Here is a 23,796-nt window from a genome sequence, read left to right on the forward strand (position 1 = left end):
ATTTATTTTCTATTTTGATACTGCTAAATTATTAAAAACAATTTACTTCCTATTTTACTCTTCGTCAATTCCATTTTTTGTTTCGACAAACGGTAAAAAAGTATAGACGAACAAACGGTGCAAAATTAGGTTTTCTTTTTCAACTAATACTATTTTTTTTAATTTATTTTATAACACATCTTACCTTATATGCTCTATATAAGTCATCTATAATTAAAATCGTATATATACCGCGTACTTGGAACGCATTGGTAAAAATTATTTTTTTATCTGACACCTTCTGCTTTTTTTGATACACGATTCTTCCCGTAATATCTAATAATGTTAAAGTCGCTTCAGAAGCAGTTTCGGGTAACACTAATGTTGTTTGGTCACTAAAAGGATTAGGATAAGCGTATACTGTTCTTGATAGTTCGGGGAAAGAGGAATTACTCAGTACTGTATTGTTCGTTAATTTTAGCTCGGAGACATGCAATTCAAAAGGCTGGAACTGATTATAATTGCCTATAACAGAAAAAACAATCCCTTTTATTCTTTCATTGTTAAAGCTATTTCCATTTGGACTATAAAAATCTTGAAAAGAAATAACTATCTCCGTATAATTACTATTAGGATTCAGTTGATATCGTAATCTCTCGTTCCAATCTGAAGTATTTTCAGTTACTAAAACCAGTTCAACAGGTAAGGTATTCAGAATTGAAAATTGTAAAGCGTCAAAATTAGAAGCGTCAAAAAATAATTCTCCAGGCAAAATATTTCTAAATAAATTAGCCGTTCCTTTCACTTCACCTACAACTGTAGCATTTCTTTCAACAACATATATTTCCGAAGAGCTTACAGAAGTAGAAGAGGTTAATTGAAATGTATTTATGGTAGTTTCTGTATCTATATAATCTATTCCCCAAGGACCATCAGCCAAATACAAAGCATCATCTTGTATGTCATTATTTCCTAAAATTGTAAAACCAATATCAAAAAGAGAACCAGTGGTAATTTCTATCTCACTTTCATAAGAGGTTGAGATTGGAATATTCATACTAAAATTAGTTTCAAGAGACAATTCTGTTTCTTTTTTATTCCCTTCAAATTGTAAGCTAGACGCTCCTGCTTTATTGATTAATGTCAATTTTATTTTTCCATCTTTATAAACTCCTTTTTTCACAAAAAGTTTAGGAATTCTATGACTCACATTATCTTGAGATAAAGTCCCTTCTTGTAAATAGGCATTTAAAATGGCATAAGCAATATGCGCCACTTGCCCCATAGATGAACCCCAAATTTGAAAATTATTATAATCTCCCGATGGATATTGATTGATATTCCAATAACTATGAATTTTATTTTCATTCGCTAACGTTTCAATGGAAAAATGAAGTGCAAATTCAACTTCCCCGTTAATCCTTTTTAATTTAGACATTATAATTTCGTATCCATTTAAGCTAATAGTTCGAATATCCTCTAGTTCAGAATCGTTTAATCTATCACAAATAACCTTAGAATGATTATAAACTTCACCAGACGTTTTTGTTCCTAAGGCTGCAGCAACTCTATAATTTCCATCATAATAATCAATTGAAAAAACTTCTTCAGCATTTGTAATTTGAATTAAATCAGTTGGACTAGAAACAAAAGCCGTTTCTGTTCCAAACATGCCCGTAGCAGGAAAAAGAGTATTCAGGTTTAAAAGATTTGTTTTATTCAATCCATAAGTAACGGTATCTTTTACAAAAGGTCTTTGAAGTTGTTTTTTATTTGCGAATTTTTGTTTTTTTATGCGATTAAAATTTCTTTTTGCTATCAATGTTGCTAAACTTCCTTCACTCTCTAGACCTCCTTCATTGGCAGAAGTTATATTAGCTCTGCTACTCACATCGGCAACATTAACCGTTCGTATAGCTGTATATGGATTAGCTGTTACATAAAAAATAGCATCATTAAAATCGTTGTCACAACCAGAATTATCTCTTCTAATATCTTCAAAGCCTAACAAAATTCGTTCGTTATCTGGATCATTTAATAATACATTATGATATTGCAAATTAGGATCTGCCTCTGGATTAAAACTTGGGTTTGAAAACAATCGCCATAAGCCATTCGTTACTTGGCTCCCATTCCATCCATTAGCTAAAAGTACCCAACCGATACCTGTCCCAGCTGGAAAATTACCTATTTTCACTTTATTCCCAGCAAGTAAGCTACCACCACTTCCTGCTCCAGAAACATTAGGAAAAACAATTGTAATGTCTGAATCTGTAGGTGGAGTGACTGGAGGATTATTTAAATCATAAGTATAGAAGCCTAAAACATTTTTATATCCAGCACCTTCGCTCACAAAAGTGACCCAAACTTCAGCGGTTTCATCTATAATTAAATCCGTATCATATCCTGAAGAAATATACTGTGGATTATAAACAGGTACTGGGTAATTTTCTGGTAATGAACTGGCAACTAAGTCTAACGTTTCTTGACTCACCGTATCATTTGTTGCAAAATATAAAGGAGTACCGTCTGCTGTATAGGGACCTAAAAACTGATAGTTTTGAGATTGCAATGAAAAAGTGAATATCAGTATCAAATAGAATAATGCTTTTCTCATAATATTTCTTTTTTATTATGAAATAAAATTACTTCTATCTTCTCTTAAAAATTTATTTTTTAGATAAACTTAAGCTAAGTAATGCCCAATTGTAGATATGTATAGATGAATGTTTTTCTACAATAAATTTAATCGTTTCATTAATTCTGGTCTATTAGCACGGCTTACAGGAATTACTTCTTTTCCAATTAATACACTATTGTCTTCTATATCGATTATTTTTTGGGTATTAATAATGTAAGAACGATGTACTTTTAAGAATAAATTATCTGGTAGTTTATCTTCGATTTTTTTTAAAGTCGAATGAACAATATAATTTTTATCATCTGTTTTTATATGAATATAATCTCCTTTGGCTTCCACCACCTTTACCGATTCAAATTCGATTTTAATCAATCTCCTATCAATATTTACATAAAACTCTTTGGTATTATCTTCTGTCACCTCTTTCTCAATCTTTTTAGCTACAGTTACCGTTTGGTCTACAGAAATAGATTGAGCTGTTTTAGCTTTTTGTAGCGCTTTCAAAAAACGTTCTTCTGTGATTGGTTTTACCAAATAATCTACAATACAATCATATTCAAAAGCTTCAATAGCAAAATTCTTATCAGAAGTTACTAAAACTATTTTGGGAGGGTTTTTAATCGTTTGAATAAAATCAAAACCCGTAAAATCGGGCATGTGAATGTCTAAAAAAATCAAATCAACTTGATTCTGATTTAAAAATTTTATGGCTTGGATTGCATTAGAAAATTCATCAATCAAAGTTAGTTCTTTATGTTTAGAAATCATTTGAGCAATAATTGCTCTAGCCATTTCTTCATCATCAATTATAATGCAATTCATGTAAATAAAGTTTTTATAGTGATTTTACAAAAGTGTCCATTGCGTTTAAAATTGTTTCAAACTCTTTCTGCAATTGGATACTATTTTCTTTTAAATTTTCTTCAAACGTTTCAGCAAGATAATAACTTTTTTCAAGTCCTAAAATAGACACTTTATGTTTTAATTTATGGACACTTTGGGCCGCTGCCAAAAAATTATTCTTTTGAATTTGTTCTCTATAAATTTGAATTTCTTCAGGTAATTCTCTTTTTAAAATAGCAATCATTTTTTCTCTAAAAGCAACATTGTCTCCAGATAATTGATTTATATATGTGGTGTTTGGTTGTTCCATTTTATTTTGCAATTGTAAAAAAGAATGTGGTTCCTTTACCTAATTCACTTGCTAACCAAATTTCTCCTTGATAATAATGTACTATTTTTTTAACGATAGAAAGACCTATTCCAGAGGAAGAAGTATTGTTTTCTAATTTAGTAAAGACTTTAAAAATGCGATCAAAATAATTAGAATCGATTCCGATACCGTTGTCTTTTATAAAAAATTCAAAATGGGCTTCTTTTTCTATGGCGCCAATTTCAATACATCCTTCCTCTTTATCGTTGTATTTAATGGCATTTTGAATTAAGTTTTGAAAAACCTGTTTAAAGCGCCAAGCATTTCCTGTTAATTTTGGCAAATCATCCTGAATGATAAACGTAATATTTTTTGGAATTGAAATGGTTCGTAAAACATCTTCTATCACAAGATTAATACTTAAAACCCTATCTTCAGATTCTAATTTATCAATGGTAGAATAATCTAAAATACCTTTGATTAATAAATCCATTTTTTCCACATTGGATAATACTAAATTCAAGGAATTCAAACCACTTTCGCTGATTTCTCCTTGGTTATCGTCAATTACCCAGTTCACCAAAGTATCGATATTTCGTAAAGGTGCTTTTAAATCATGAGAAACAACATGTGCATACTCGTTGAGTTCTTGATTCTGAGCTTCTAAATTTTTAAATAATTGTTCTCTTTGATTTGTTATTGCGATTATTTCTAAAGCTTGTTTCTTTAAGTATTCAGTCTGATTAAAATTCTTTTCATCTTCTAATTCACTGGCGTCTAAATTTAAAGAATTGAGAACATTCGATAAGTTTTGATTAATTTCTTTTAAATTATTCGTTTCCTCTCTCAGTTTTTTATTCGCTTCAAAAAGTTCATCTGAACTAATTTGCATGGCACGTTGCAACATACGCAATTGATCTTCGTAATTTTCATAGGAATCGTTGACCGCATCAAAAAACGGAGCTAATTCTTCTAGTATTTCCGGTTTGGTTTTAATTAATTTGTCTATTTGTCTTTTTAACAGTGATTTCATTATTCACTTATAAGGGTTAATGTCATGGTTTGATTATGCAAGTCGCAAAAAGTGTTATTTGAAAAAGGAGCCATTTCTCCATAGGAGTAAAAACCCGTAATAGCTGTATCGTTTCCAACTACTTCTTGTACTCTTTCTATTTCTTCTTCTACTCGTTGATTCATCACTAATTTTCTACCCACACAACTAACTAAAAGAGCTAATTGGGGTTTATTTATTCTTTTAAACATTGCTCTTTTAGCCGCTTCACTTGCCCCTTCTGCAATAGCATCTACGGAAGCCATCATGAGTTGTACTTTTGAATTCTCTGGCACATCTCCAGCTAAGGTCATAGATTGTTTTTCGTTATCAATTCCTAAAATGGTACGAACAACAGCTGCTTCTTTCCCTTCTGGAGTAACATTTAATGGATACAACAACGATGCTTGAGGCAATTGATTTGCTTTTTCTCCTAAATATTTTTTATATAAATCTAATGCTGGTTGTCCGTCTATTTCGTATAAAATATTAGCCTCTGATTTTGTAATAATTCGTTCTGGACCAAAGCTTGTCCATCCGCCAAAACTGGCAAACGAAATTTCTAGAGTTGCTCCATAAAAACCAATTAAAACGACTTCTCCCTCTTTAGGATTTTCTTTATAAGAAGCCAATGTTTTTTCAAACTTTGCATCATCTCCACACATCCCACCTGAAATAGGAATACTATTTTGTATCTTCTCTTCTAATCCTTCAATTAGAGAACTTCCGTTAACAAAACTACCTTCAGATAATACAAACAAATGCTTTAATTTTTCTTTTGGCATCGCTTCATACAAAGCAACTCCTAATTTTTTAGCATCCTTATTATAATTGAAAATGTTTTCTGTACGAATTTCGAAAGTACTTTTTTCAAATTCTATTGCAGTTACTACAACCGAATTATCATATACATTATTATCAATAATTTCTCCTGAAGTGGAACCAAATACCAGATGTTCATAAGGAAATTCTTTTCTTATCCCATCTATAACGTCCTTCTTTTCTAATACCATTCGGTTACCAAAAATTAAAACTAAAGGATTTTTCAATACTTCCTTTTTTTGAAGATACTGCCATGCTTCTCCTTCTAGTTGATATGCTTGATTGATTTTCATACTTTATAATTTAGGTAATTTAATAAAAAAAGTAGTTCCTTCATTTAATTTGCTCTCAATCCAAATTTTTCCATTATAATTGTCTACAATTCTTTTTACTATCGACAGTCCTATTCCTGTAGATTGTTCATGGTTTGTAAATGATTGAAAGATTTTAAATATTTTTTCCTGATTTTCAGGAGCAATTCCTGGTCCATTGTCTTTTATTGAAAAAACATAACTGTTCTTTTTCTCGATACAATCAACCTCCACAATACCTTCTGGTTTATCGATATAATTAACCGCATTACTTATAATATTTTGAAAAAGTTGTTGCATCCTAAATTTTTCGACTTGTAATATTGGCAATCTATTTTTGATAACAACCTCAATATTTTCTGGAATATGTATAATTTGAATGCAATTTTCCACCACATCATGGATACTTACTTTTTCACCAATAGTCGCATCAGAATGTACTTTAGAATACATTAAAATGCCTTGAATTAAGTGATCCATTTTTTCGACTTTGCTTTCAATCATAGCAAGATATTGTGTCGTTTGCTCACTAAACTCTTTATCATTATCTTCTTTTATCCAAGTTATAAGCGAATGAATACTTCGTAGTGGAGATTTAAGATCGTGGGAAACAATTTGTGCGTACTCATTAAGTCGTTCATTTTGTTTTTCCAATTTAGATAATAATTGCTCTTTTTGCAATTCCAAACTTTTTTGTGCTGTAATATCTAAATGAATTCCTATGGAACCTGTAACCTCACCGTTTAAGTTGTAATTTGGAGCACCACTTATTAACCAGTGTTTGATTTCACCAGTTTTGGTTTGCGAAGTGATTTCATACGAATCAGAAACTCCGTTTCTTCTTACATTATTCTTATTTTTGATAATATCTTTACTATCATTTGTTAAAACTAAATCAGCGGCCTTATTTCCTAATAAATCTACTAACGAATACCCGCTCATATCACAAAACGATTGGTTGGCAAACAAGACAACATCATTATTATCTACTTCTAGCAAGCCCATATTCATATTTGCAATAATGCTACTGTATTTTTGTTTTTCTGCTTCTAGACTTTCTTTATATCGCTTGGTAATAGTTACATCATCATAACTCCATAAATGTCCTGCATAAGCACCATCTTTATAAATAGGCAAAAAACTTCTTTCAAAAATTCTACCATCTATTAGTTCAATTTCTTCAGAAACAATCCTTTTCTTCTCTTTTAATATTATTGCAATTCGTTCCAAAAACTGTTCAGGATTTTTAAAAAAATGTTTAGACTCTTCAGCAGCTATTTCACAATCAACTCCTTTCATTTGTTCAGGTTCAACTGGAATATGAAACATTGTACAGAATTTTTTATTCACAATACGTATTTTTCTATTCTCATCTTCTAGTAAAATACCTGATTGCAAGTTCTCAATTAAAGAAGTAAGTCGGTTTTCTGAATCAATTAATTGTTGCTGAAATTCTTTTTCTAACGTAATATCTTCTTCAATGGCAAAGAATTTGATGATTTCCCCAGCTTTATCAAGTAATGCCTGACCTTGGATACGAACCCAATATTTCTTTTTATTTTTTGTATAATTAATTATTTCACAATTAAAAGGTAAGCCTTTACGAATTCTTTCTGATAAATAATGAATTGTATTTTTATCGGTTTCTGGTCCTTGAAGTAAATGCCCTGGTTTCCTCCCAATCAGTTCTTCATTGGAAAAACCAGACATTTTAAGAAAACTATCATTTACCCATTCAATAGTACCTTCTTTATCGCAAATAATAACAGAATTCATGTTTTTTTCTGCAATAGAAGACAACATCAACAATTGCTCTTCTCTGTACTTTTCATTAGTATGATTTTCAATAATAGCAAAATATTGAATTAATTTTCCGGCTTCATTATATACGGGTTGTCCTTTAATTTTGGAACAAAAAGGAACTTCTGTTTTATGCGCATGATAGCCTTCTACATCAAAATGTTCACCTTTAAAAAAAGCAGTAACCATTTTATTAATTTCTTCTGGATTAGACAAATGGCATTTACCTATTTGCACAGGTGTTTTTCCTATGATTTCTTCAGAAGAAAAACCAGTTAAATCGATATAAGATTGATTACACCAAAATATTTTCCCCATGGGATCAGTAAAAACTACACCATTTTTATTAGCACTAGCTACTAAAGAAATTTTATTCAATTCTTCTTTGTCTTTCTTTAGTTTTTTTCTTTGGAAATTGACGGTATCTAGTAACTCTTTCAGTTCTTGATTATTTATTTCTTGATTTTTTAATACGTGCAATAAATCTAATAATGGATCAAAAACAGCAAAGTCGTGTAAAGTTAGTTTTTTTTCGATTACATGCTCCATTCTTTCAAACCATGGTGTACCAATGAAAAGAAAATTATCCTCATGAGGATTAATCTGACCTCTTAGAGATACAGATGGGTCATTGATTGCTTTAAAAACAACTAAGGTGTGAAAAGTTTCATGAAAATTGAGAGATGACAGTTTTTCAAGATGTGGTCTTTCTAGTTGAAAAATTTCAGTAAAAAGAATATCTTCTTTTAAGTTTGGTAAGATTTTCTGCAAACTCTTACCTAAACTGATAATATGTAGATTTTTATCAATTAAAATGTAAAATGGAAAAATAGTGTTAAAACTAGTAACATTAAAATTGAATTGAAAATCTTGCATAATTTACCAACTTACTTTAAAAATTTCGTGACTATTGCCAGAATCTCTAGTTTGCAAAAGTTCGATAGTTGCTGGAGTATGAAACATAATTCCTAAACCTTGCAACAAACCTCTTACAAATTCTTGCAATCCTTCTCTTTTTGAAAAGTAATGTAAGTTAAGACTATTTTCTGATATTTCACTAATTTTAAACTCAGGAGGTGTTAATTTTGGATAAATTAACATAACTCGATTATGAAAAAGAGGCAAATTAATTAAAAACTCTTTGAACGTTGTTCCACCAGATTCCATTAAACCACCATATTTTTCTTTGGTAGTTTTCACAACCCACCATTCTCCAAAAGCGATTAAAACCTCTTTTATTGGCATTTTCATTTCGTCTGAAACGGCTTGAGCTAATTTAAAAGTAATATCATCGTCATAAGCTTCATTACTTATAAAAAAATCTTCTTCAATACCGCTTTTCTGTAGGATTTTCTCCCATTTTTCAATTCCAAAATTTGTGATTACTAAATCCTGGATAGCTTTATTAACAATACCATACATCTTATTGAGATATTAATTCGGTAATACTCCAGTATTCTATAAGTTTTTTAATCCTGTCTATATAATCTTCATATTTTAAAGGTTTTAAGACATATCCAGCGATTCCTATTTTATAGCATTCTAACATATCTTTATGATTACTAGATGTGGTTAAAATTACGGCAGGAATATATTTTAATATTTCGTCATTTTTAAGAATTGTAAGAAATTCTATTCCGTTTAATTTGGGCATATTTAAATCTAAAATAATGATATCGGGAATAATTTCTTTTGTTTTTAAAATCGTTACTGCTTCTTCGCCATTATTAGCTTCAATGATTTTATGATTTAAGTTTAAGGTTTTCAAAACCCTATTAAATTTCATTACTTCGATAGCATCATCTTCAATTAAAAGTATGTTTAAAGATTTGATCATGTTGTTTTTAATTATTTTTAGTTATAGCAGACACTTATTCAATCACAAAGTTATTTTGAATTTTATATTTTTAATCTGATTTTCGATTATAACTAAATAACTGTAGACGAATGGAAAAAAAGTGTAGACTAACGGCATAAAAAAAGCCTACAAATTGTAGGCTCAATGTGCAATATCGATTTTATAAATTACATATACTTTAAAATTGACGCTTTTAATTTATCATATTCTCCTTGTAAAATAAGACCATTATCGAGTAAACGTTTATAATTTTGTAATTTTTCGAATAACTCTTCTGGAGACAATTCACTTAATTTATCATCCGAATCATTTATTTTGCTTACTTCTTCGAAAGATTTTTTTCTATTATCAGCAGGAATAATTTCTGCAAAATCAAAAACTTCTTCTGTCATAGTTTCTTCAACCTCATCCTGATTAAATTGTGTTTCTTCAGCTAAAAAACTAGGTTTATCAATTTCTTTTTCATTAGCTTTTCTTTGATTGTCTTCCAAAACAGTAATCTTATTTATGATAGTGTTGTGATCTATTTTTTTAAATTGATCCAATTGTTCTTTAGCATAAGTATACAATTTCCTAGCTTGATTTTTAGGCAAATAATCTATAGTTTGGGTAAGTTGTGTTTTGGTTGTAAAAGTAAAATCGGTACCTAAAATTCCTTCTTTTACAAAAGCGGCCTCAATATCTTCCCAATCATAATCAACAAATTCCATAGATAATCCAAGATTTTTTGGCTTACAAAGAATAATTCTTTTGTTTGTTACCACGATACTGTCTGGAAATATGGTAATGGCAGGTTTTTTTTGAACCGCTATATAACCTACTTCTTCATTAGTCATAATTAGATTTTCTAATTTAGAAGTAATTTTTTCGATAGCCTTTGGATCCTGATCCTCGTTTAAAATCTTTTTTAAGTTATCTAACATGGTATTGATTTTTATTCCATTAGCAAATGTAATGGCTAATTTTCTGTTTTTTCAATTTCTTGCTTGATTTTTTTGGGAAGACTTTCAAAAACTAGATCATACGAGTGATTGATTAATTCTACCATCATTTTAGTAGGAACATCACTATGAAAAAAAACCGTATTCCAATGTTTTTTACTCATGTGAAATCCAGGCTGAATCGCTTCATGTGTTGCTCTCAACTCTAACGCTTTTTCTGGATCACATTTTAAGTTTAATGACGGATTGCCTTGTTCCCATTTTTGCAAAGATGTTAAACAAAACATTTTCCCTCCTACTTTAAACACTAAAGTATCTTCATCGAAAGGAAAATGTTCGGAAACACCTTTTTTAGAAAGGCAAAACTCATATAATTGTTGTATATTCATTCTTTTAAAAAGAACTAATATACTAAAATATTAGAGTCTAGGTAAATCATTTTCGTCTTTTAACGGTAAATTAGAATTTCCCATTAAAAAGGCATCTAAATGATATGCTGCTTGACGTCCTTCAGAAATGGCCCAAACAATTAAAGATTGTCCTCTTCTCATATCTCCAGCAGTAAAAATACCTTTTACTGAGGTGGCATAATCTTTTGTAGTTGCTTTTACATTTGTTCTGAAATCCATTTCAACGCCAAATTGTTCTGCTAAGGTTTTTTCAGCACCAGTAAAGCCTAAAGCTAACAATACTAAATCACATTCCCATTCTTTTTCAGTATCTGGAATTTCGATTAATTGAGGACGTTCTCCCTGATTAAAAACCCATTCTACCTCAACCGTTTTTAGACCGATAAGATTCCCCTCTTTATCTCCCATAAATTCTTTGGTTGATATACTAAAAAAACGTTCTGCTCCTTCTTCGTGGGAAGAGGTTGTCTTTAATTTCATAGGCCAATAAGGCCAAGGTTGATGAGCTGGTCTTCCTTCTGACGGCTTGTTTAAAATTTCAAAGTTAATTACTGAAGTAGCGCCATGACGATTACTAGTACCAATGCAATCGGAGCCAGTATCTCCTCCACCGATAACAATAACTTTTTTATCTTTTGCTGAAATAATTTTGTTAAAATCAATCAAATTATCTACATACTGATTATTTAATTTTAAAAAATCCATAGCTTGATGTATTCCTTTCAAATGAATTCCTTTTACTGGCATACTTCTTCTTTCCGTAGCGCCTCCACATAATAAAACGGCATCGAAATTGGCTTTAATTGTTTCTACACTAATATTTTTCCCAACATGTGCATTCGTTTCAAAAACAACACCTTCTTCTTTTAAAATGGCCAATCTTCTATCTATAATTTTCTTTTCTAATTTAAAATCGGGAATACCATAGCGTAATAAACCTCCTATTTTTTCATCTCTTTCAAAAACAGTTACCCAATGTCCTGCTCTATTTAATTGTTGCGCGGCGGCTAAACCTGAAGGCCCTGACCCGATAATTGCTACTTTTTTATCGGTTCTTTTTTTAGGCACTTTTGGTGTAATCCAACCTTCTTTAAAAGCGGTTTCTACTATATTTTTTTCAATATTCTCTATAGTTACTGGATTTTGATTAATCCCTAATACACAAGCCTCTTCGCAAGGAGCAGGACACAATCTTCCAGTAAATTCTGGAAAATTATTTGTAGCATGTAAGATGGCTGCTGCTTCTTTCCATCTTCCTTTATAAACTTTGTCATTAAAGTCGGGAATTAAATTTCCCAAAGGACAACCACTATGGCAAAAAGGTATCCCACAATCCATACATCTAGCTCCTTGCGTATGTAATTCATTTTCAGGTAAAGGAACCGTAAATTCATTATAATTTTGAAGTCTTTCTTCTACTTTTAGGTAGCTTTCGTTTACCCGTTCGTATTCTAAAAATCCTGTTGACTTTCCCATATTATTATTGTTTTACGAGGTTTTCTTGTTGTATTCTTATTAAGGCTTGTTTATATTCTTCCGGTAAGACCTTTATAAAGTGCTGCAATTCATTTTCCCAATTTTCTAAAATCCGTTGTGCTAGAGGACTCATTGTAGCATTATAATGATTTTCAATAAGCTGCTTTAATTCTAAAATATCTTCTTCTAGTACAACTGGTTCTAAATTTAATCCTTCTGTATTACACTGTTTTACAAATGTTTTTTTATTATCATACGCATACGTTATTCCTCCACTCATTCCAGCACCAAAATTGCGGCCTACTTGACCTAAAATAACTGCTCTTCCTCCTGTCATGTATTCGCAACCATGATCACCAATACCTTCTACCACAGCTGTAGCTCCAGAGTTTCTAACACAAAAACGCTCTCCTGCTTTTCCATTTATATAAACTTCTCCAGAAGTAGCACCATATAGAGCCACATTTCCAATGATTATATTATCTTCAGGAACAATAGTGGCTTCTTCAGGAACTTTAACAATTAACTTTGCCCCTGACAAACCTTTTCCTAAATAATCATTAGAATTCCCATTAATTATTAAGGTTAATCCTTTAGTTGCAAATGCTCCAAAACTTTGTCCTGCCGAGCCCGTAAAATTAATTTTCAAAGTATTCTCTGGAAGACCTTGTGAACCATAAATTTTAGAAATTTCGTTACTTAAAATAGCTCCAAAAGCTCTGTCTCTATTTGTTATTTTAGACTCTAAAACTGTTTTTTCTTTTCTAAACAAAGCAGGATGTGCCTGACGAATTATTTTAAAATCTAGTGCCTTTTCTAATTGATGATCTTGAGATTCGGTATGGTATAACTTCGTCTCATGAGACACGTCAACCTTGTGTAAAATAGGTGTTAGATCTAATCCTAAAGCCTTATAATGTTTAATGCTTTTATTTCGGTTTAACTTTTGCACTTGACCCACCATTTCATTTACAGTTCTAAAACCAAGTTGGGCCATAATTTCTCTTAATTCTTGTGCTACGAAATACATAAAATTGACTACATGTTCTGGTTTTCCTTGAAATTTCTTTCTGAGTTCGGGATTTTGTGTGGCAATTCCTACTGGACAAGTATTCAAATGACATACCCGCATCATTACACATCCTGAAGCCACTAATGGAGCTGTAGCAAAACCAAATTCTTCAGCGCCTAATAAACAAGCAATAGCCACATCACGACCCGTTTTTAATTGTCCGTCACACTCTAAAACAACTCTATTTCTAAGATTGTTCATTACCAATGTTTGTTGGGCTTCGGCTAAACCTAACTCCCATGGTAATCCAGCATGTTTTAAAGAAGTTAAAGGAGACGCTCCCGTACCTCCATCATGACCCGAAATTAAAATAACGTCTCCTTTTGCTTTGGCAACACCAGCCGCTACTGTCCCAATTCCTACTTCAGAAACCAATTTAACATTTATACGCGCCTCTCTATTGGCCGATTTTAAATCATAAATTAATTGAGATAAATCCTCAATAGAATAAATATCATGGTGAGGTGGTGGAGAAATTAATCCCACATAAGGTGTAGAATTTCTGGTTTTAGCGATTTCAGGATTTACTTTTGGACCTGGAAGCTGTCCACCTTCACCTGGTTTTGCTCCTTGTGCCATTTTTATCTGAATCTCAGAAGCATTGGTAAGATAATTTGAGGTTACACCAAATCTTCCAGAGGCAACTTGTTTTATGGCTGAGTTTTTCCAATCTCCATCAACATCTTTATAAAATCGTTCTTCATCTTCGCCACCTTCACCAGAATTACTTTTACCACCTATTCTATTCATAGCAATGGCTAAATTTTCATGAGCCTCTTTACTTATAGAACCATAAGACATGGCTCCCGTTTTAAATCGCTTTACGATTTCTGTCCATGGTTCTACTTCTTCTAAAGGAATTGGATCATAATTTGTAAATTCAAATAGACCTCTTATAGTCATTAATCGTTTCGATTGTTCATTGATAATTTCTGAATATTCTTTAAAAGTACTATGCTTATTACTTCTAACTGATTCTTGTAATTTTGCTACAGACAGTGGATTAAATGCGTGTTTTTCGCCATTTCTTCTCCATTTATAATCTCCACCAAACTCTAAACTTAATGTTGCATCAATATCACTTGTTGCATAGGCTTTGTAATGTCTTTTTGAAATTTCGCTTTCGATTTCCTTTAAACCAATTCCTTGAATTCTAGTGATGGTATTTGGAAAATATTCTTCTACTAGTTTTGTATTTAATCCAATGCATTCAAAAAGTTGTGCACCACGATAAGAGTTTAAAGTAGAAATACCTATCTTATTCATTACTTTTAAAATTCCCATTCCAATGGCTTTATTGTAATTTTGTATCGCTTGAATATAATCGATAGATTCAATTTCTTTTTGTTGCACCTGATCATATACAATTTCATTTACTATATAAGGGTTTATAGCACTCGCACCATAACCAAATAACAATGCAAAATGATGCACTTCACGAGGCTCAGCTGATTCAATAATAATACTTACTTTGGCCCTTTTACCCATTTTATACAACTCATGATTAACATAAGAACAAGCTAGTAGAGCAGGAATTGGTGCCAACTTATTAGTAACCCCTCTATCAGATAGAATAATAATATTACCTCCTTCATCAATCACCTTTGATGCCGTTTCCACTAATTTAGTTAAAGCCCTTTCTAATTCATTTAATCCTTTACCTACTTCATATAAAATTGGAATAGTCGTTACTACAAAATCTGGATTTGTCGTGTAATTTTTGATTTTATCTAAATCATGTTTTGAGATAACTGGATTTTGGATTTTTAATTTTCTACATTGATCTTCATTAATCTTAAAAATATTGGTATCGCTACCTAATGTTAAACTAATATCTGTAATTAACTTTTCTCGAATACCATCCAAAGGCGGATTGGTTACTTGAGCAAACAACTGTTTGAAGTAATTATATATTAATTGTGGTCTTTGAGATAAAATAGCAATTGGGGCATCATTTCCCATAGAACCAATAGGCTCTTTACCAGTTTGAGCCATAGGTAAAATAATAGTTCTTAGATCTTCCTCAGTATATCCAAAAACAATTTGTCTTTTTTCTAGAAGGTCTTCTTTGTGCTTGATAGGTCCTTTCTTTGCAGGTATCTCTTTTAAATGGACTAAATTTTTATCTAACCATTTTTTATAGGGTTGTTGAGAAACAATTTTTTCTTTAATCTCTTCATCATTTACAATTCTTCCTTGATTCATGTTTACTAGAAACATTTTTCCTGGTTCTAATCTTCCATGTCGCTCAATATTTTTGGGATCAATATCAATAACACCCGTTTCTGAAGACATAATCACATAACCATCTTTGGTAACAGTGTAACGAGATGGTCGCAATCCATTTCTATCCAAAACGGCTCCTATATAATTTCCATCGGTAAAAGGAATAGAAGCAGGACCATCCCAGGGTTCCATGATACAAGAATTATACTCATAAAATGCTTTTTTGGCTTCAGACATATTTGGGTTTTTTTCCCATGCCTCTGGCACTAACATCATCATCACCTCGGGTAGAGAACGGCCTGTCATGAGCAACAATTCTACCATCATATCCATTTGAGCTGAATCTGATTTACCTGGTAAAATGATAGGGAACAAACTTTTAATTTCTTCTCCAAACCAATCACTTTCCATTAATTCTTGTCTTGATAATGTTCTAGATACATTTCCTCTAAGTGTATTAATTTCCCCATTATGACACATATATCGAAAAGGTTGTGCTAAATCCCAAGTAGGAAATGTATTTGTTGAAAATCTTTGGTGTACTAGGGCTAATCGAGTTACTAATAAAGGATCTTGTAGATCTTTATAGTATAATTTTATATCCTCAGGTATTAAAAGTCCTTTAAAAATAATTGTTTTAGTAGATAAACTTGGGAGATAAAATTGTTTACTTTCAGAAAGTTTAGACGTATTAATATCGTGTTCGGCTTGCTTTCTAGCCGTAAATAGTTTAAGATTAAAAGTAAAATCATCTTGCTTTTTATCTTGTTTACCAATAAATATCTGTTTAATATACGGTTCCGTTTCCGCCGCTATTCTACCAATAACAGTAGTATCTACAGGTACTTCTCTCCAACCTAAAACCGTTAATCCTTGTTTTTCGATATAGAATTCTAATTTTTGAATGCAATAAGCTCTTTGGTTTTCTTTTTTTGGAAGAAACACATTACTTACTGCATATTCTCCTTCTTTAGGAAGTGTAAAATGACATTTTTTAACAAAGAAATCATGAGGAATATCAATTAAAATACCAGCTCCATCACCAGTTTTACCATCAGCGCTCACTGCACCTCTATGCTCAAGTTTTTCTAAAATTTCTAACGCTTTATGAATAATATCGTTTGATTTATTCCCTTTTAGGCTACAGATAAAACCAGCACCACAATTATCGTGTTCAAACTCTGGCAAATAAAGTCCTTGTTTTTTTAACATAGTTGTTGATTTTTAGATTTTTAACATCCCTTTCACAACTAAATTATAACTAAGATCTTTAATAATAAAATATCGGTTTCATTATTATGATTTTAAAAATATAGCGCTTGAAAAATAATTAATTTCGTATTTTAAACTTTGTTTTTTTACGAATTTCAAACATAATAAAATATCGTTTTGACAAAATAATTGCGTTTAATTCAATTTTAAGTATAAATACTTAAAAATAATTACTTAATAACTTATTTTTACTAATAATATATTAAAATATTAACAAAACAAAAAAATAGAAAGTAACACATTTAAAAATATACCCTTTTAAAAATAGGGGTTAATATGTAAATTTTAAAAAAAATAAAAGAAGAACCCTTAAAAAAACAGGGTAAATAAAAATATTTTTATTTTAAAAAATATTTCCTACATCATTTTATACAAAACTGGCTTACTAGGTGATGCATCATTTTCAAAAGAAACAATTTGCAAATTCAATAGGTAGCTTCCGTCCAAAATTGCATTATCTACATAAATCATTTCCGTAATCGTTGCATTAAAACGTGCTGTTTCATTTACTTGATAAACGTCTTTTACATTCCAAAACGCCTTATGAGCCAATAATTTTCCTTCGTCATGCTCTTTGTCAACACTTGGCAAATCGATTAGAAGATGCAATACCTTAATTTCTCTGATAAAAATAGCCGCTTCCTCTGAAAGAAAAGGAGGGTTTGTATTAGAGTAATTCAAGTGTTTTTTATACTCTTTATTCGGCAATGTCCTTATAATTAAGGCTTCTGGTCTTTTAGTTTCTAAAAGTACTTCCACTTGCTCTTTTGTTATAATAAGATCCTCTCCAAAAACCTCTGGATATACCGAAATTACTTCAGCAGTAAAGAAAAATTGTTTTAACGCTTGATTAACGCTATAAAAATCATTAGTAATATGTCCTAAACATTCGGTATGCGTTCCATGCGCATGAGGGTTAAAAAAAATATTATTAAAATTGGTCGACGATTTTCCTTCAGAGACTTTTCCAATCCAATCTCCCATTTTAACAGGTGTTATTTCTGGAACACCTTGATACCAAGCTATAGGGTTTTGAGCATCATTGGTAAGTGAAATAGAAATATCTAAAGGCTTTGATAAATCGATTTGAATCGTTTTATTTTGATACAGAATTGTTGTTTTCAAAAGAATATGTTTTATTTCAAATGTACTAAAAACAGATCACTTGCAATTCCATCACTTAAAAACTTTCCTTTTTTTGTAGTTACTAAAACCGAATCATTTTTAATTTCTAACAACCCTTCTTGTAAGTGACGCTGCATTTGGCTTTGTAAGTAATCAACATAAACTGTTCCAAACTCTGTCTCGATTCGCTCTAAAGAAACACCCCATATCGTTCGCAACCCTGTCATAATATATTCGTTATAACGATCTTTTTGCGTTAATACTTCCACTTCTGCCGGAAGTCTCCCATCAGTAACCGACTGTATATACAATGTATTATTTGCTATATTCCAACTCCTGTTTTTTCCATCATAACTATGAGCCGAAGGACCAATACCTATATATTTCTTTCCTAACCAATACGCTGAATTATTTTTAGAAAAATAATTTGGTTTACCAAAATTAGACAACTCATAATGCACAAACCCATTTTGTTCCAATGTTTGAATTAATATATGAAATTGCGCTTCAGCAATTGCATCATCTGGCACCTTAACAATTCCTTTTTTCACAAATGCATCTAAAGCTGTTTTGGGCTCAACCGTTAAAGCATAACTAGAAATATGAGGCACTCCAAAAGAAATTGCTTTTTCTATATTTGCCTTCCACTTTTCATTATCCGAACCTGGAACACCATAGATTAAGTCGATTGAAATATTATCAAAATATTGTGTAGCAATTTGTAAACATTTTTCTGCTTCTGTTGCGTTATGTGCTCGATTCATTAGTTTTAAATCATCTTCAAAGAAAGATTGCACACCAATAGACAAACGATTGATTCCATTTTTAGAAAATGCAATAATTTTTTCTTCCGTTAAATCATCTGGATTGGCTTCAACTGTTATTTCTGGGAAAGCAACAACTTTATAGTTTTGATAAATTGTATCTAACAAAAAATTCAAATCTGTAACTGTTAAAATACTAGGTGTTCCTCCTCCAAAATAAATAGTTTCAACTGCTAAAAATTCGGGATCATATTGAAATTCATTTTTCCGCATTTTAATTTCTTCTGCTAATGCCAAAATCATAGCTTCTTTCTTTTTCAAATTTGTAGAAAAGTGAAAGTCACAATAATGACAGGCTTGTTTACAGAAAGGAATATGAATATAAATACCGCTCATTTTTTTACTCTATCTTCATTTTGTTTTACAAAAGCTTCCCAACCCGAATAACTTTTTCCCACTTCCACACGACCGGAATTAAAGAAATGACATACTGCTGCTGCTAAACCATCTGTAGAATCAAGATTTTTAGGTAGTGTTTTTAAACCTAACAATTGTTGTAGCATTTTAGCCACCTGTTCTTTACTGGCATTTCCATTACCTGTTATTGCCATTTTAATTTTTTTCGGTTCGTATTCCGTAATTGGAATTTGTCTAGATAAACCAGCTGCCATCGCTACTCCTTGTGCGCGTCCTAATTTCAACATTGATTGTACATTTTTACCAAAGAAAGGCGCTTCAATAGCAATTTCATCAGGATGGTGCGTATCGATTAATTCTATAGTTCGCTCAAAAATGACTTTTAATTTAGTATAATGATCATCGTATTTATTAAGAATTAGTTCATTTAACTGAAGAAATTCCATTTTCTTATTTATCACTTTTATTAAACCAAAACCCATAATGGTTGTTCCTGGATCTATTCCTAATATTATACGTTCGTGAGCCACAATTTTTTAACAATTTAAGCAACTAAAGCACAAAGTTTGTTATTTTGCACTTATGAATGCAATTTCACACAAAGCTAAACAATTCTTATTAGTTATTATCAAACTTTTAGTTGCAGGCTTTGCTTTATATTACATTTACCAACAAATAGAGACAAAAAAACCAGATTGGTCATTAATCCATCAATATCTTTCTTGGAAGCATTTTTGTTTTTTAAGTATACTATCCTTTGGAAACTGGTTGTTAGAAATTTTAAAATGGCAGAATTTGGTTTCTTATTTTAGAAAAATTTCATTTATTGAGGCTACCAAACAAAGTTTAGGTTCATTAACAGCCTCTATTTTTACCCCTAATCGAATAGGAGAATATGGCGCAAAAGCTTTATATTATCCTAAAAAAGACGTAAAAAAAGTTATTTTTTTAAACTTTATTAGCAACACTTCTCAAATGATAACCACTTGTTTTTTTGGACTATTAGGTTTTATTTTACTTCAAATAAAGACTTCCGAAACGATGTTTTGGTTTGTCATAAAAATAAAAGTAAGTCATATTGTTATTTTTCTATTTCTGATTATTGCAGCTATACTGCTATTCCGATTTAAAAGAATAGAATTTTACGGATATTCAATTGAAAAATTATTCGCAAAAATAAAGGATTTTCCAAGTAACATTCTTGTAACAAATTTTCAGTTGGCCACATTCCGTTATTTACTATTTTCACATCAATTTTATTATTTACTTACACTTTTTGATTGCCCTATTAATTACTCAATTGCCTTAGGCTGTATTTTTTTAATGTATTTTTTAGCGTCTATTTTACCTAGTATACACATTATGGATGTTGCTATTAAAAGTAGTGTTGCTGTATTTTTATTTACTAAATTTGGTATAGACGAATGGAAAATTCTTACTATCAGCACATTGATGTGGTTTTTCAACCTATTTATTCCTGTTGGCATAGGAAGTTATTTTGTCTTTCGATTTAAACCTTATAAAGAATGATTTATATATTGTTTATTATATTAAGTATTTACACATTGATTATTGGCGTTCTTATCTTTGGTTTTACCAAAATGAAAACAATAACCATTCATGAAACAACACCTAAAAATTCCTTTTCCATTATAATTCCTTTTCGAAATGAAGCTCAGAATTTACCACAATTATTAAAATCTATTTCTCAATTAAACTTTCCCAAAGAACATTTTGAAGTTATTTTAGTTGATGATGATTCGGAAGAAAAGTTTCAAATTCAGAGTTACAAATATGAAATTACACTTTTAGACAATATTAGAAAATCTAATTCTCCAAAAAAAGATGCCATTGAGACCGCAATCAATATCGCTAAACACGATTGGATTATTACTACTGATGCGGATTGTTTGGTACACCCAAATTGGCTCCTTATTTTAGATAATTACATTCAACAAACCCATGTTAAAATGATAGCAGCTGGTGTGGCTTATTTGGAAAAAAAAGGGTTTTTACATGCTTTTCAAAACTTAGACTTTTTAAGCCTTCAAGGAGCAACTATTGGTAGTTTTGGAATCGAAGAACCATTTATGTGTAATGGAGCCAATTTTTGTTATAGAAAGGATTTTTTTTTCGAATTAGAAGGATTTCAAAACAACAACAACATAGCTAGTGGCGACGATGTTTTTCTACTACAAAAAGCTATAAAAAAAGACAAGAAAGCCATTGGTTTTTGCTTACACCAAGAAAGCATTGTACATACAAGTAGTGTTGATACATGGAAAAAAGTTTTTTTTCAAAGAGTACGTTGGGCTTCCAAAAGCACAGAATATCATTCCTTATTTGGAAAATCAGTAGCTATTATTGTTTTTCTTGCTAATTTATTCTGGATTATATTTCTGATGTTGCATTTATTGAATCAAATAAACACCAATTATCTACTAATTTATGTGGGTGTGAAATGCATTATAGATTACATCATACTATTACAGACTGCTACAAGTTATCAATCAAAATTACGTTGGTTACTAATCAGCATGATTGTATACCCTATTTTTAGCACAACTGTTGCTTTTTATTCTTTATCAGGTAAATACCAATGGAAAGGAAGAACGTTCAGGCGCTAACTATTCTTCTACTTTTAAAATAACTGGTAAAACAAACTGAGATTTCACTTTAACACCTCTTTTAACAGCAGGTTCAACTTGAGGAAAATTTACTAATTTACTTTGCAAAATACTATCTATCACTTTAATATCATAAGTAATGGTATCTGTTGGCTTTTCAGTAGTAAATACAATTGAAGCATCTGGATTGATTGTTACCATCAGATTAATTGTATCCACTTCAGGATATAAAATTTGCAAGGTATCAAGACCTATTCTTTCTTGAATATTTTGAATAAGATAATCGAAAAAGCAATGTTTCTGTGCTTCCTTATCTAACAATGAATCACAGTTGTTCACAGTAGGAAACTCATCAACTTCTTCCCAATTAATTTTTTTTAATTCCTCTTGCAACAATTCTTCTTTATTAGGAACTTTTTTATCAAAAAACTGACATGAAAAAAAAGCAAAGAAAAGTAGTAATAAAATATAAGTTTTTACCTTCAAAATGTATTTTTTGTAAAAATAATATTTTTTATTTACAAATATTTTGAAACACTAAAATATAGAGACAATTAATAGATGATTTACATCATTCTAAAAGTAATTGGCAAACCATACTTTACATTAACCAATTTACCTTGATGTTTTCCTGGTGTAAATTTAGGTAGCATCGAAATAATTCGTTTTGCTTCATATTCTAATAATTCTCCATCGCTTTCTCTATCATTTGATGCTTTTGCAGTGATATCTTTTATTAATCCTGCATTTGTAATAATAAAACTAACATCAACCCTTCCTTCTATTTTTCTATCAACAGCTTCTTCAGGATAAGTAAAGTTTCTTTTTATATGATTCATCATCTTCTTATTAAAACACTCCACTGCTTCTTTTCTTGTCATAAATCCATCACATCCTTTAAATTGAGGAATTTCTTCAGCAACAGCAAAATCAACAAAGTCTTCTATAATAAACATTTCAACCCTATTTTTAAATGAAGTTAAACTAAAAGAAATAAAAAAAAGTAGCATCGAAACTACCCATTTTGTTTGAATAGTATTTTTTAACATAGTTGTTTGGTTTTAGGTTAATAATTCAGTTAAAGTGTGTCTTTTTTTCGAACAATTGTTCTTGTATTAGTAAAAACCCTTTACCAATGTACAAAAAAATGTTAAATCAGCAACCAAATAAACATAAATTTAATAATAAAACATAAAATGAATTAATAAAAACAATTATTAACAATAAAAACATCAGTTTATTATGAATTATAAAGATTTAAAACCACCTGATAATAAAGATTTATTAAATATACTTTTTATATTTATAAGAATTATATTTATAAAATGGAGTATTTATTATTAATTATTGGTTTTTGCTGTATGATTATAGGAATTATTGGAAGCTTTTTACCTGTACTACCAGGACCACCTATAAGCTGGATTGGGATATTGCTACTTTACCTAACACCTGAAATAAAATTGAATTATTGGGTTTTAGGAATTACACTAACCGTAGCCTTAGGCATTTCGATTTTGGATTACATCATACCCGCAAAAGGAACTAAAAAATTTGGGGGCAGTAAATATGGTATTTGGGGAACCAATATTGGTTTAATAGTAGGATTAATAGCCCCAATTCCTTTTGGCTTCATCATTGGTCCATTCGTTGGCGCATTTATTGGAGAATTGCTTTACGATAAAAAAAATCATAATCGTGCTTTAAAAGCCGCAACAGGTTCCTTTTTTGGCTTTGTAGCGAGCACTTTTATGAAGTTTTTAATTTCCATAATCTATTTTGGTTTATTCTTTGTAATTGTTTGGAAAAACTCAAATGTTTATTTTTAAGTTTTTATCATAAAAAAAGCATCTC

At 30.6% G+C, this 23,796-nt stretch carries 20 protein-coding genes; 3 read left to right on the top strand and 17 right to left on the bottom strand.

Features of this window, described 5'->3' with window-relative positions; translation table 11 throughout:
- Positions 1-163: 163 nt before the first annotated feature.
- The 15 genes from CX675_RS13465 to ruvC form a co-directional block, all read right to left on the bottom strand.
- Positions 164-2,596, bottom strand: coding sequence for a DUF4114 domain-containing protein (locus CX675_RS13465; RefSeq protein ID WP_130735767.1), 2,433 nt, complete (start codon positions 2,594-2,596; stop codon positions 164-166).
- Positions 2,597-2,713: 117 nt separating this feature from the next.
- Positions 2,714-3,442 carry a LytTR family DNA-binding domain-containing protein gene (locus CX675_RS13470; protein ID WP_130735768.1) on the bottom strand — a complete coding sequence of 243 codons (729 nt, stop codon included), beginning with the start codon at positions 3,440-3,442 and terminating at the stop codon, positions 2,714-2,716.
- Between the two features lie 13 nt (positions 3,443-3,455).
- On the bottom strand, positions 3,456-3,773 hold the full coding sequence (locus CX675_RS13475) for an Hpt domain-containing protein (protein ID WP_130735769.1): 318 nt from the start codon (positions 3,771-3,773) through the stop codon (positions 3,456-3,458).
- Position 3,774: 1 nt separating this feature from the next.
- Positions 3,775-4,806 (bottom strand): ATP-binding protein, encoded by a 1,032-nt coding sequence (locus tag CX675_RS13480; protein ID WP_130735770.1) that lies wholly within the window; start codon positions 4,804-4,806, stop codon positions 3,775-3,777.
- Positions 4,806-5,939 carry an FIST signal transduction protein gene (locus CX675_RS13485; RefSeq protein WP_130735771.1) on the bottom strand — a complete coding sequence of 378 codons (1,134 nt, stop codon included), beginning with the start codon at positions 5,937-5,939 and terminating at the stop codon, positions 4,806-4,808. Before CX675_RS13485 ends, CX675_RS13480 begins: the two co-directional genes overlap by 1 nt.
- Positions 5,940-5,942: 3 nt before the next feature.
- On the bottom strand, positions 5,943-8,633 hold the full coding sequence (locus CX675_RS13490; protein WP_130735772.1) for a PAS domain-containing protein: 2,691 nt from the start codon (positions 8,631-8,633) through the stop codon (positions 5,943-5,945).
- A 3-nt stretch (positions 8,634-8,636) separates the two neighbouring features.
- Positions 8,637-9,179, bottom strand: coding sequence for a heme NO-binding domain-containing protein (locus tag CX675_RS13495; protein ID WP_130735773.1), 543 nt, complete (start codon positions 9,177-9,179; stop codon positions 8,637-8,639).
- A 1-nt stretch (position 9,180) separates the two neighbouring features.
- Complete coding sequence (locus tag CX675_RS13500) at positions 9,181-9,594, bottom strand: response regulator (protein ID WP_130735774.1); 414 nt, start codon at positions 9,592-9,594, stop codon at positions 9,181-9,183.
- 188 nt (positions 9,595-9,782) lie between these two features.
- On the bottom strand, positions 9,783-10,538 hold the full coding sequence (locus CX675_RS13505) for a PH domain-containing protein (protein WP_130735775.1): 756 nt from the start codon (positions 10,536-10,538) through the stop codon (positions 9,783-9,785).
- A gap of 35 nt (positions 10,539-10,573) precedes the next feature.
- Entirely contained in the window at positions 10,574-10,945 is a 372-nt protein-coding gene (locus tag CX675_RS13510) for an MmcQ/YjbR family DNA-binding protein (protein ID WP_130735776.1), read from the bottom strand.
- Positions 10,946-10,975: 30 nt separating this feature from the next.
- Positions 10,976-12,442 (bottom strand): glutamate synthase subunit beta, encoded by a 1,467-nt coding sequence (locus tag CX675_RS13515; RefSeq protein ID WP_130735777.1) that lies wholly within the window; start codon positions 12,440-12,442, stop codon positions 10,976-10,978.
- A 4-nt stretch (positions 12,443-12,446) separates the two neighbouring features.
- The gene (gene gltB / locus CX675_RS13520; protein WP_130735778.1) at positions 12,447-16,952 is read right to left on the bottom strand and encodes a glutamate synthase large subunit; all 4,506 of its coding nucleotides are present in this window, start codon (positions 16,950-16,952) and stop codon (positions 12,447-12,449) included.
- A gap of 417 nt (positions 16,953-17,369) precedes the next feature.
- Entirely contained in the window at positions 17,370-18,137 is a 768-nt protein-coding gene (locus CX675_RS13525) for a cyclase family protein (RefSeq protein WP_130735779.1), read from the bottom strand.
- Positions 18,138-18,148: 11 nt separating this feature from the next.
- Positions 18,149-19,297 carry a radical SAM family heme chaperone HemW gene (hemW, locus tag CX675_RS13530; RefSeq protein WP_130735780.1) on the bottom strand — a complete coding sequence of 383 codons (1,149 nt, stop codon included), beginning with the start codon at positions 19,295-19,297 and terminating at the stop codon, positions 18,149-18,151.
- Positions 19,294-19,848: a crossover junction endodeoxyribonuclease RuvC gene (ruvC, locus tag CX675_RS13535; RefSeq protein WP_130735781.1), complete on the bottom strand. Its 555-nt coding sequence runs from the start codon at positions 19,846-19,848 to the stop codon at positions 19,294-19,296. Before ruvC ends, hemW begins: the two co-directional genes overlap by 4 nt.
- Before the next feature lie 52 nt (positions 19,849-19,900).
- Between ruvC and CX675_RS13540 the strand changes: the two genes are divergently transcribed.
- Together CX675_RS13540 and CX675_RS13545 are read left to right on the top strand one after the other, a co-directional pair.
- Entirely contained in the window at positions 19,901-20,848 is a 948-nt protein-coding gene (locus CX675_RS13540; protein ID WP_130735782.1) for a lysylphosphatidylglycerol synthase domain-containing protein, read from the top strand.
- 71 nt (positions 20,849-20,919) lie between these two features.
- Positions 20,920-21,945, top strand: coding sequence for a glycosyltransferase (locus tag CX675_RS13545; protein ID WP_240723641.1), 1,026 nt, complete (start codon positions 20,920-20,922; stop codon positions 21,943-21,945).
- On the opposite strand, the gene CX675_RS13550 is transcribed toward CX675_RS13545, so the two are convergent.
- Both CX675_RS13550 and CX675_RS13555 read right to left on the bottom strand, forming a co-directional pair.
- A complete protein-coding gene (locus CX675_RS13550) occupies positions 21,946-22,431 on the bottom strand; it encodes a hypothetical protein (protein ID WP_130735784.1) in 486 nt (161 codons plus the stop codon).
- Between the two features lie 80 nt (positions 22,432-22,511).
- On the bottom strand, positions 22,512-22,994 hold the full coding sequence (locus tag CX675_RS13555) for an energy transducer TonB (RefSeq protein WP_130735785.1): 483 nt from the start codon (positions 22,992-22,994) through the stop codon (positions 22,512-22,514).
- Positions 22,995-23,270: 276 nt separating this feature from the next.
- Between CX675_RS13555 and CX675_RS13560 the strand changes: the two genes are divergently transcribed.
- The gene (locus tag CX675_RS13560) at positions 23,271-23,771 is read left to right on the top strand and encodes a DUF456 domain-containing protein (protein ID WP_130735786.1); all 501 of its coding nucleotides are present in this window, start codon (positions 23,271-23,273) and stop codon (positions 23,769-23,771) included.
- Positions 23,772-23,796 lie beyond the last annotated feature (25 nt).

This window comes from Flavobacterium sp. J27 (assembly GCF_004303025.1).
Classification (GTDB): domain Bacteria; phylum Bacteroidota; class Bacteroidia; order Flavobacteriales; family Flavobacteriaceae; genus Flavobacterium.

Excerpts from the sequence above, each read along its gene's own strand:
- hemW (WP_130735780.1), bottom strand. The coding sequence starts at position 19,297 with ATGAGCGGTATTTATATTCATATTCCTTTCTGTAAACAAGCCTGTCAT.
- CX675_RS13555 (WP_130735785.1), bottom strand. The coding sequence starts at position 22,994 with ATGTTAAAAAATACTATTCAAACAAAATGGGTAGTTTCGATGCTACTT.
- CX675_RS13500 (WP_130735774.1), bottom strand. The coding sequence starts at position 9,594 with ATGATCAAATCTTTAAACATACTTTTAATTGAAGATGATGCTATCGAA.
- CX675_RS13540 (WP_130735782.1), top strand. The coding sequence starts at position 19,901 with ATGAATGCAATTTCACACAAAGCTAAACAATTCTTATTAGTTATTATC.
- CX675_RS13505 (WP_130735775.1), bottom strand. The coding sequence starts at position 10,538 with ATGTTAGATAACTTAAAAAAGATTTTAAACGAGGATCAGGATCCAAAG.
- CX675_RS13465 (WP_130735767.1), bottom strand. The coding sequence starts at position 2,596 with ATGAGAAAAGCATTATTCTATTTGATACTGATATTCACTTTTTCATTG.
- CX675_RS13510 (WP_130735776.1), bottom strand. The coding sequence starts at position 10,945 with ATGAATATACAACAATTATATGAGTTTTGCCTTTCTAAAAAAGGTGTT.
- CX675_RS13545 (WP_240723641.1), top strand. The coding sequence starts at position 20,920 with ATGAAAACAATAACCATTCATGAAACAACACCTAAAAATTCCTTTTCC.
- gltB (WP_130735778.1), bottom strand. The coding sequence starts at position 16,952 with ATGTTAAAAAAACAAGGACTTTATTTGCCAGAGTTTGAACACGATAAT.
- CX675_RS13490 (WP_130735772.1), bottom strand. The coding sequence starts at position 8,633 with ATGCAAGATTTTCAATTCAATTTTAATGTTACTAGTTTTAACACTATT.
- CX675_RS13560 (WP_130735786.1), top strand. The coding sequence starts at position 23,271 with ATGGAGTATTTATTATTAATTATTGGTTTTTGCTGTATGATTATAGGA.
- CX675_RS13480 (WP_130735770.1), bottom strand. The coding sequence starts at position 4,806 with ATGAAATCACTGTTAAAAAGACAAATAGACAAATTAATTAAAACCAAA.
- CX675_RS13485 (WP_130735771.1), bottom strand. The coding sequence starts at position 5,939 with ATGAAAATCAATCAAGCATATCAACTAGAAGGAGAAGCATGGCAGTAT.
- CX675_RS13495 (WP_130735773.1), bottom strand. The coding sequence starts at position 9,179 with ATGTATGGTATTGTTAATAAAGCTATCCAGGATTTAGTAATCACAAAT.
- CX675_RS13515 (WP_130735777.1), bottom strand. The coding sequence starts at position 12,442 with ATGGGAAAGTCAACAGGATTTTTAGAATACGAACGGGTAAACGAAAGC.
- CX675_RS13475 (WP_130735769.1), bottom strand. The coding sequence starts at position 3,773 with ATGGAACAACCAAACACCACATATATAAATCAATTATCTGGAGACAAT.
- CX675_RS13470 (WP_130735768.1), bottom strand. The coding sequence starts at position 3,442 with ATGAATTGCATTATAATTGATGATGAAGAAATGGCTAGAGCAATTATT.